Source organism: Nonomuraea ceibae (assembly GCF_019396325.1).
In the GTDB taxonomy this organism is placed as follows: domain Bacteria; phylum Actinomycetota; class Actinomycetes; order Streptosporangiales; family Streptosporangiaceae; genus Nonomuraea; species Nonomuraea ceibae.
In genome coordinates this window covers 18,607-27,026 of sequence record NZ_JAHKRO010000111.1, presented here as the reverse complement: position 1 = coordinate 27,026, position 8,420 = coordinate 18,607, and the positions used below count along the sequence as shown (strand labels likewise).

At 73.5% G+C, this 8,420-nt stretch carries 7 protein-coding genes; 2 read left to right on the top strand and 5 right to left on the bottom strand.

The genetic code is table 11. The annotated features are described in order from the left end of the window. Positions 1 to 418 precede the first annotated feature (418 nt). Together KME80_RS40490 and KME80_RS40485 are read left to right on the top strand one after the other, a co-directional pair. Positions 419 to 1,006 (top strand): hypothetical protein, encoded by a 588-nt coding sequence (locus tag KME80_RS40490; RefSeq protein ID WP_219515057.1) that lies wholly within the window; start codon positions 419 to 421, stop codon positions 1,004 to 1,006. Continuing rightward, complete coding sequence (locus tag KME80_RS40485) at positions 1,003 to 2,304, top strand: family 43 glycosylhydrolase (protein WP_219515055.1); 1,302 nt, start codon at positions 1,003 to 1,005, stop codon at positions 2,302 to 2,304. Before KME80_RS40490 ends, KME80_RS40485 begins: the two co-directional genes overlap by 4 nt. On the opposite strand, the gene KME80_RS40480 is transcribed toward KME80_RS40485, so the two are convergent. The 5 genes from KME80_RS40480 to KME80_RS40460 all read right to left on the bottom strand — a co-directional run bounded on the left by KME80_RS40480 (position 2,301) and on the right by KME80_RS40460 (position 8,400). Beyond that, the gene (locus KME80_RS40480) at positions 2,301 to 2,879 is read right to left on the bottom strand and encodes a dihydrofolate reductase family protein (RefSeq protein WP_219515053.1); all 579 of its coding nucleotides are present in this window, start codon (positions 2,877 to 2,879) and stop codon (positions 2,301 to 2,303) included. The genes KME80_RS40485 and KME80_RS40480 overlap by 4 nt on opposite strands. An 88-nt stretch (positions 2,880 to 2,967) precedes the next feature. After that, on the bottom strand, positions 2,968 to 4,137 hold the full coding sequence (locus KME80_RS40475; protein ID WP_246646555.1) for an FAD-dependent monooxygenase: 1,170 nt from the start codon (positions 4,135 to 4,137) through the stop codon (positions 2,968 to 2,970). A gap of 98 nt (positions 4,138 to 4,235) precedes the next feature. Beyond that, on the bottom strand, positions 4,236 to 5,555 hold the full coding sequence (locus KME80_RS40470; protein WP_219515051.1) for a hypothetical protein: 1,320 nt from the start codon (positions 5,553 to 5,555) through the stop codon (positions 4,236 to 4,238). Further along, positions 5,552 to 6,370 carry a hypothetical protein gene (locus KME80_RS40465; RefSeq protein ID WP_219515049.1) on the bottom strand — a complete coding sequence of 273 codons (819 nt, stop codon included), beginning with the start codon at positions 6,368 to 6,370 and terminating at the stop codon, positions 5,552 to 5,554. Before KME80_RS40465 ends, KME80_RS40470 begins: the two co-directional genes overlap by 4 nt. Continuing rightward, the gene (locus tag KME80_RS40460) at positions 6,367 to 8,400 is read right to left on the bottom strand and encodes a right-handed parallel beta-helix repeat-containing protein (protein WP_219515043.1); all 2,034 of its coding nucleotides are present in this window, start codon (positions 8,398 to 8,400) and stop codon (positions 6,367 to 6,369) included. The genes KME80_RS40465 and KME80_RS40460 overlap by 4 nt, the downstream gene beginning before the upstream one ends. Positions 8,401 to 8,420 lie beyond the last annotated feature (20 nt).

The window sequence follows — 8,420 nt, the reverse complement described above, 5'->3', positions numbered from 1 at the left end:
AGCCCCACCCCCCGGAGCCGCCCCACCCGCCACCCCGCCCGGAACTGCCCCCTCCGGGACCTGGCCGTTCGGGGCCGGTCCCTCCGACCCCAGCCCCTCCGGGCCCAGCCCCTCGGGCGCAGGCCCGTCCGGGGCCTGGCCCTCAGGGGCGTGGACGCCTGAGGCCGGGAATTCCGGACCCGAGCCGCCTAGGACCGCCGCATCGGGCGCGGGCCCATCCACCGCCTGGCCCTCCGGCACCACGCCCCCCGGCACCGGGGCCGGGCTGTCCGGGGCCGCACCCTCCGGCACCACGCCCTCCGGGGCCGCACCCTCTGGGGCCGCACCCTCCGGGGCCGCGCCCTCCAACACCGCGCCCTCCCGACCGGCCTCTCTGGAAGTAGGGCGGAGGGCAGGGCGGCGGCGGAAGGTGGTGTTGGTGGCCGCCGGGTTGACGGTGGTGGCGGGGGTGGGGGTGAGCGTCGCGTTGACGGCGGGGCCGTGGGGTGGCACGCCGGACACGCTGTCCCGGCGCACCCTGGTGCCCGGCCACATCGTGAGCGACGACGGCCGCGCGTTCCCCCGTGGCGGCCGGAGCCGGTTCACGGTGACGGTGGAGCCGCGCAACACCGGCGTCCGCCTGATCCGCCGCCTGGACGTGGGGGTGGCCCTGCAGCACGCCTCCATCACGGTGAACGGCCTGCCCGCCGGCGAGTGGCGCCCGCTCATGGGCGACGACGTCTACAAGTGGCGCAACCAGGTCGTCGAACTGCCGCCGGAGCTGACGGCCGGGCGGCGCAAGCTGACGGTGGTCAACACGTCGCTCTCCTCCTCCGGCTTCAACGAGTTCCTGTACGTCGTGGAGCAGCGGCTGGACGGCGCGTGGGAGACGGCCGACACGGTGGACGTCGGCGAGTCGCACGCCTCCAGCGAGGCCGCGCACGACTACGGCACGGTCGGCGAGGACTGGGCCGACACGCAGACGTTCGCCTACCCGCCCCGACCCGAGGACTGGACTGTCGAATGAGTCTCCTGCGTGCCCTGCTGGCAGCGGCCCTGCCCCTGACGGCCGCCGCCCCGGCGGCCACCGTGCCCCCGGCGGCCGTGATCTCCACGGACTTCCCGGACCCGGACGTGATCGAGGCGGGCGGGACGTTCCACGCCTACTCCACGAGCAGCGGCGCGGGGAACATCCCCTTCGCCACGGCGCCGGCGGCGGACGGCCCGTGGACGGTGCGCGGCGACGCGCTGCCCGTCCGCCCGTCCTGGGCGGTGGCCTGCGGGGGCGGCGCCGACTGCGGCCTGTGGGCGCCTGACGTGTCGCGCCGCCCGGACGGCCGCTACCTCATGTACTTCACCGCGCCCAGCGCCGCCGCGGGCCGTCGCTGCATCGGCGCGGCGCTCGCGGACGGCCCGCTCGGCCCGTTCCGGCCGCTCGGTGACGGCCCGCTGGTGTGCGACCCGAGCGAGGGCGGCGCGATCGACCCGGCGAGCTTCACCGATGCCGACGGCAGGCGCTACCTGCTCTACAAGAACGACGGCAACGCGGTGCGCAGGCCGGCGATCGTCTGGCTCCAGCGGGTGCTCGACGACGGCGTCACGTTCACCGGCCCGCGCCGCGAGCTCATCCGCAACGACGCGCCGGAGGAGCACGGCGTGATCGAGGCGCCGGTCCTGGTCAGGCGTCCCGGCCAGTACGTGCTGTTCTACTCGGGCGGCCCGTACGGCGACGACCGCTACTTCACGGGTTACGCCGTGGCGCCGACGCTGGCGGGGCCGTTCACGAAGGCGTACCGGCCGTTGCTGACGACCCGCACGCTAGGCGGGGCGGTGCGCGGGCCGGGCGGCGCGGACGTGCTCGGCGACCGCCTCTTCTTCCACGGCTGGGCGGGCACGGCCCGCTGGATGTACGCGGCGAGCCTGGGCTGGGCCGACGGGTTCCCGGTGGTGCGGGGCAGCAGGGTCCGGTACGAGGCCGAGCGGGGCACGATCCACCACGCGAGGGTCCGCTCGGGCGCGGCCGGGGCTTCGCAGGGCGCCGTCGTGGCCGGGCTGGACCATGACGACAGCTGGGTGGACCTGCGCGTGTTCGCGCCGGCGGCCGGGACCTACACCGCGTACGTCACGTACGCGGCGGGGTACGGCCATGCGCAGCACACCGTGACCGTGAATGGTTCGTCCGCGTTCGTACTGGACTATCCCGACCACGGCTGGGACCGGTGGAAGGAGGTCCCGGCCACGGTCACGCTGGTCCAGGGCTGGAACACGCTGCGCTTCCGGCACCACAGCCGGTGGGCCGAGCTCGACCACGTCGAGCTGGCCTAGCGGCGGACCTTGTAGAGCAGGTGCAGCACCCGGTTCCCCCGGACGACCACGTGCGGGTCCTCCAGCAGGTGCTGGGCGTCGACGGAGCCGAAGTAGCGCTTGCCGGAGCCGAAGACGACGGGCACGACGTCCATCGCCACCTCGTCCACCAGGCCGAGCGCGAACGCCTGCCCGCCGACGTCGCCCGCCGCGACGGCGACGGTGCGCTCCCCGGCGAGCTCCTTGGCCTTGGCGACCGCTTCGGCCACGTCGCCGACGAAGTGGTAGGACGCCTCGGGGTGCCAGCCTTCGGGCTTGGGCCGGTGCGACACCACGACGACGTGCTCGGCCGCCGGCGGCGAGCCGTCCCAGCCGTTGGTCATGTCGAACAGGTGCCGCCCGATCACCATCGCCCCCATGCCCGCCCAGATCGGGCGGACGTAGTCGGCCGACGCCTGCGACACCCTGATCGGGCTGCCTTCGGCGAGCTCGGCGTCGCCGTTGCCGTACCACTCGAACAGTGGGCCGACCTGGTCGTCCAGGTCGGCGATGAAGCCGTCGACCGACACCACGTTGTGCATCACCACGGTGCTCATCAGGTCTCCTTCGTGCGTCGCGTTCTGTCCTCTCGCCTGTGCGTCGATCGGGCGGCGCCAGGATCGACACGGCTTCCGGAAATTTCTCCTACGTGGCGGACCGGCGGCCGGGCAGCAGCCGGGCGGCCTTGGAGCCGAGGCTGACGCCCTGGTAGTAGAGCCGGGGCGGCACGTGCGGGAGGAGCCGCGAGTGCCGCCGGCTGCGCAGCGCGTGCAGTTGCTCCGGCGGCAGGCCGATGTAGCGGGTCAGGTTCTCGTACCACCGGGCGCTGTAGCGGGCGTCGCGCTGGGTGAGCCGGAGCGCGCCCCGGCGGTCGCGCCCGTAGCGGGCCAGGGCGGGCTCCAGGCTCTTCTCCTCGACCAGCGCCTCGACCAGGTAGGTGGCGTCCTCCAGGGCGAGCGCGGTGCCGGCGCCGACGGAGTAGTGCGTGGTGTGGGCGGCGTCGCCGAGCAGGACGAGGTTGCCGCGGTGCCAGGTCCGGTTGGTCACGGTGCGGAAGCGCTGCCAGCGCGCGCCCGCGCCGCCGATCAGCGGGTTCCCGTCGAGGATGTCGGCGAACAGCTTCTCCAGCAGCACCAGCATCTCGGCCTCGTTCGCCCGGTCCAGGCCGAGCGCCTGCCAGGTCTGCGGGTAGCACTCGATGACGCAGGTGCTGCGGTTCTCGCCGTAGCCGTAGCCGTAGCACCAGATCCAGCCGTGCTCGGTCTCGGTGAAGGCGATGGTGAAGCCGTCGAACAGCTTCGTCGTGCCCAGCCACACGTACGGGTTGCGGCCGGTCGTCACCTTGGTCCCGAAGTGTTCGGCGTGGCGTTCGCGCAGCGCGCTGCCCGCGCCGTCGCCGGCGACGATCAGGTCCGCCCCGGCCACGTCGTCCTCCCCGGTGATCTCGCGCTCGTACTCGACGCGGACGCCGAGCGAGCGGGCCCGGTCGGCGAGGATGCCGAGCAGTTCGCGGCGGCCGATGCCGAAGCCCTCGTCCCAGTTCTCGCCGCCCAGGCTGGCGCGGTCGTGGACGTTCATGATCCAGCTGTCCCAGCGGTACGAGCTCTTCCTGATCGCCTCCGCCGACTCGGGGTCGGCGCTGAGCAGGTCGTCGAGGAGCTCGCCCCAGAAGGTCACTCCCCAGCCGTACGTGGATCCGGCCGGATTCCGTTCATAGACGGTGATGTCGTACGCCGGGGCGACCTGCTTCATCAGGATCGAGAAGTACAGGCCGGCCGGTCCCCCGCCGACGCACGCGATTTGCACATCTGCCATAAGCGTGGCCTTCCCTCGGCCGCCCCCGGACCGCGCACGCCAGTACGGAGCTTCACCGGCTCATGACCATCTCCATCCGGTCACCGGCAGAAAGGTCGCTATGCGGCCAGGAGGAGGGTGAGCCCGCCGAGCGTGTAGCAGACCATGAGGATGAACAGCGGGATCTGCCCGGCGACGGCCTTGGCGGGGGCGAACAGCCGTACCGAGCGGTCGTGGGCGGCGATCACGCCGAGCACGTGCCCGGCGACGATGGACACGACCTGCACGGTGGCGATCGTGCCCGGCGAGACCACCGCCTCGTCCACGGTGCGCGAGGCGGTGCCGAGCAGGTCGAGGCCGGTGTCCAGCGGGTCCGACGCGAGGATGAACGCCCGCTGCCCCTCGATGACCAGCAGCGAGAAGTAGTGGGCGACGAGGTAGCCGACGGCGATGGGCACCAGCGAGTGGGCGAAGGCCCGCAGGTTGCCGTCGCCGGGCCGCCGGGAGCCGCCGATCAGGCCGGCGACACCGATGCACGCGCCGTACAGCAGGGCGACCCCGGCGACGGCGGCGAGCAGGCCGAGCGTGCCGGTGGCGGTCGGGCCGGCGGCGGCGCTCTGCAGGGTGTCCACCCACACGGGGGCGTCGGAGAAGCCGTCGTAGGCGGTGGAGGCGAGCATGACGCACACCAGCGCCACCAGCCCGGGGACGGGCGTCACCGCGTCCAGGCCGTGGAACGGGTTGCGCAGCACGATCCTGCCGTCGGCGCGGCGGCCGAGCGGGGCCAGCCGTCCGATCAGCGCCGAGTACGCCTCGAACGCGTCGGCCCGGTCGAACCAGCGCGGCCCGTACACGAGTGACCCGGTCAGGTGCACGGCGGCGTAGCAGCCGAAGAACGCCAGCATGGAGGAGTTGGCGGCGGGCTCGGGGGCGACGAGCTCCAGCCAGGTGAAGGCGAGCAGCCCGGCCGCCGCCGGCCAGTGGCCGAGCCACGCGGGCGGCTCCCGGTCGCGGCGCCGCCCCGGCAGCCGGGCGAGTGCGGCGTGGACGGCGCGCAGCGGGTTGACCAGCCGCCACACCGGCCCGAACAGCAGCGACGCGGGCACCAGGCCGACCCAGAAGACGACGTAGACGAGCGTGGCCGCCGCGTTGCGCTCCGGGTCGTCTGGCCCGAACGCGGCCAGGAACACCGTGAACGCGGCTCCGGCCAGGCCGAGCGCGCGCAGCGCCGTCCGGGTGGCGGGGGCGTCGGCGAGCCGTTGCATCACGTGCGGCAGCGCCAGGCCGGCCTCCCGGCCGCGGAACTTCGACTCGGCCCAGAGCACGGCCAGCCCGAGGAACGACACGACGAGCGCGGCCAGCGCCCCCGCGAACGCGTAGAACGCGGGGATCGGCAGGTCGTGGCGTGACCCGATGCCGTGCGCGAGGATGCCGCTCATCGGACGACGAGCTGGGTCAGGACGAGGCGGGAGTCGTGGGTCTCCACCTCGAACAGGCCGCTGCGGTCGGCGGTGAACTCGAGGACGAGCGGGGTGCCCGGGATGAGGGGGCGTTCGAGGTCGAAGCCGTGCACGTGGACGGTGTCGGCCCGGTCGCCCGTGACCTCCAGCCGCACCCGGCCGCCCTTCGCGACCTCGACGCGGCCGGGTGGCGGCGTCACCTTGCCTCCGCTGACGCTGACGGCGACGGTGACCGGCGCGGGGCCGGTGGCTGTCGCGGGGCCGGTGGCTGTCGCGGAACCGGTCGTGTTCGCCTCCGGGGCGGGTCCCTCGACGGTGGCGGTGCCCTCCACCGGCTTGCCGGCCACCGACCAGAGCGTGTGGTCGTCGGCGCTCAGGCGGGCGGCGAGCGTGTGGCTGCCCGGCGGCACGGCCTCGCGCGGCAGGTGGTGCCAGGGGCCGTACAGCCGGGCGATCTTCTTGCCGTCGAGGTAGAGGTGGGCGTGCCCGGTGCCGGGCAGCGCGGCCCCGCCGACGCTGTCGGGGGTGAACGTGAACCGCTCGGTGACCAGGCGCAGGTTCCAGCCCGAGTCGCTGTCGGGCCGCACCTCCAGCCGCACCGAGGGGGCCTCGGCGGCGGGGACGTCGCGGGTGCGGTGGTCGCCGTGGGCGTGCGGCGGCCCGGGGGTGCCGGCCGAGGCGGTGGCGGGCGCGTGGTCGGTGCCGGGCCGGTGGTGCGTGGTCACCGGCTCGCCGCACCCGCCGAGCAGCAGCGCCGCCGCCACGGCCAGGACTCCGAGGGGGAGGCGGGTCATGCGGCCGCCTCGGCGGCGACGGGCTCGGGCGCCCTGCTGCCCGGCGGGAGCGGCGCGAGGCGCACCACCGCCCACAGCACCCACACGATCGCGAACAGCACCCGCAACCAGGCCGGGCTGAGCGGCAGCCACGGGATCAGCATCAGCGACTTGTCCACCGCGTCGAGCAGCGTCAGCACGCCGAACACGACGGTGGCGCCGCCGAAGAAGCGGTACGGGCGCCGCAGGGCCAGTCCCATGCCGGTCAGCCCCGCGCCCAGGAGCAGCAGGGCCGCGGCGGGCAGCAGCGTGTGGTCCTGGGCGGCGCCGGGGACGTCGAGCGCCAGCCCGGCCAGCGCGAGCGCCGCCGACACCGTCCCCAGACTGCCGGCGCCGCGCAGCCGCCGCCACCACAGCAGCGCCACCAGCAGCCCGAGCAGCACGGACGTGCCGAGCGTCACCTGCACCTCGACCCTGGCCAGGCCGGACGCGCCGAACCAGTCGCACCCGGCGGGCAGTCGCCGCTCGGTCACGCTGTACTCGGCGCACACCAGCGAGTGGGCGAGCTTGGCAGGCTCGCCGACCACCCGGTGCGAGCCGGGCCCGGCGAGCTCGCCGGCCTTGCCGCCGCAGCCCGGCACCACGTACGGGCTGGTCGCGGCCCGGGTGTCCCAGCAGTTGCGGCTGCCCTGGCCGTCCCAGAAGACGTCGGTGGCGTTGGGCCGGACCGTGCCGTCGGGGGCGACGCCGAGCCGGTTGCCGCCGTAGAAGTTGTCGTGCGAGGTGTCGGCCTGCTTGCCCAGCGCCTCCTCGCCGCGCAGGAACGCCGGAGCCCACAGCAGCATGAACGCGGTCTTGTCGTGCCCGTAGACCCAGTTGCCGCGGTAGACGTTGTGGTTGCCGCCCGCCGTCAGGATGCCGGTGCCGGGCGCGACGCCGATCTGGGGGCAGACCACGCCGCTCTCGTAGCCGCGCTGCCCGGCGGGCTTGGCGCAGGTGCCGTCGCGGACGTGCCGGTAGTAGTTCTCGTTGTTGTCGTAGATCCTGTTGTTCTCGAACAGCGCGTGGTTCTGCGGGAGCCCGGGGTGGTCGGGGAACAGGCTGTCCATCGAGGCGCCGGCCATGTTGTCGTAGAAGTCGTTGTCGTGCGCCCAGACGGAGTTCCCGGCGGTGCCGGAGTAGCCGACCATGTTGTGGTGGCTCTTGCAGCGGCGGATCTCGATCGCGTAGCGGGGCACGTCGTGGCCCCGGCCGGCGTTGATGTCGGAGGCGCTGCCGGGGTAGATGCCGCTGTCGCCGTTGCCGTAGGACTCGCAGTCGGTGTAGAGGCCGTGGTCGGAGGCGAAGGTTAGGAAGCCGTACTCGTCGTTCCACCGGGTGAGCATGCGGTCGATGACGAAGCCGTCGGTGGCCAGGATGTAGAGCGAGTTGAACGTGGTCCGCTGGGCGGTGAAGTTGCGGAAGTAGACGCCGTCGGTCATGTCGGCGCGGATCGCGTTCAGCTTCCTGTACTGGGCGTCCACGACCACGTCGAGCGGGGACGCGCCGGTGCCCTCGATCTGGAGGTCCTGGATGCCGAGGATGGCGACCAGGTTCTGGTTGTGCGGGCACTGCTTCTGCTGCTCGAAGGAGAGGATCTGGTAGCCGAAGGAGGACCAGCGGGCCTGGAGGTTCGCGCAGGCGCCGGTGGGCTCGGGCAGGCTGGGCTCCTCCTGGTAGAGGCCGGGGAGGATCTTGATGGTGTAGCCGGGGCCCTTGACCTGGTCGACGGCCTCCTGGAGGTGGCGGAAGCCGTCCTTCTGGCAGCGTTCGAACAGGGTGAGGTTCTGCTCCTTGAGCGCGGCGGGGAAGGAGGCGACGCGCCGCTCGAAGTCGGCCCGGTCGCTCTTGCAGACGAGCAGTTCGGGGCCGGTGGTCCGGTAGACCGGCACGGTGCCCGAGCCGTCGGGGAACGTGACCGGGCGCTCCTCATGGGCGAGCGCCGGGGCCGCCTGGGCCAGGCATAACAGGGCGAGGAGGGCGGCCACCGCCAGCTTCCGCAGCATCGACATAGGGCAAAAGTAGAGCCAAG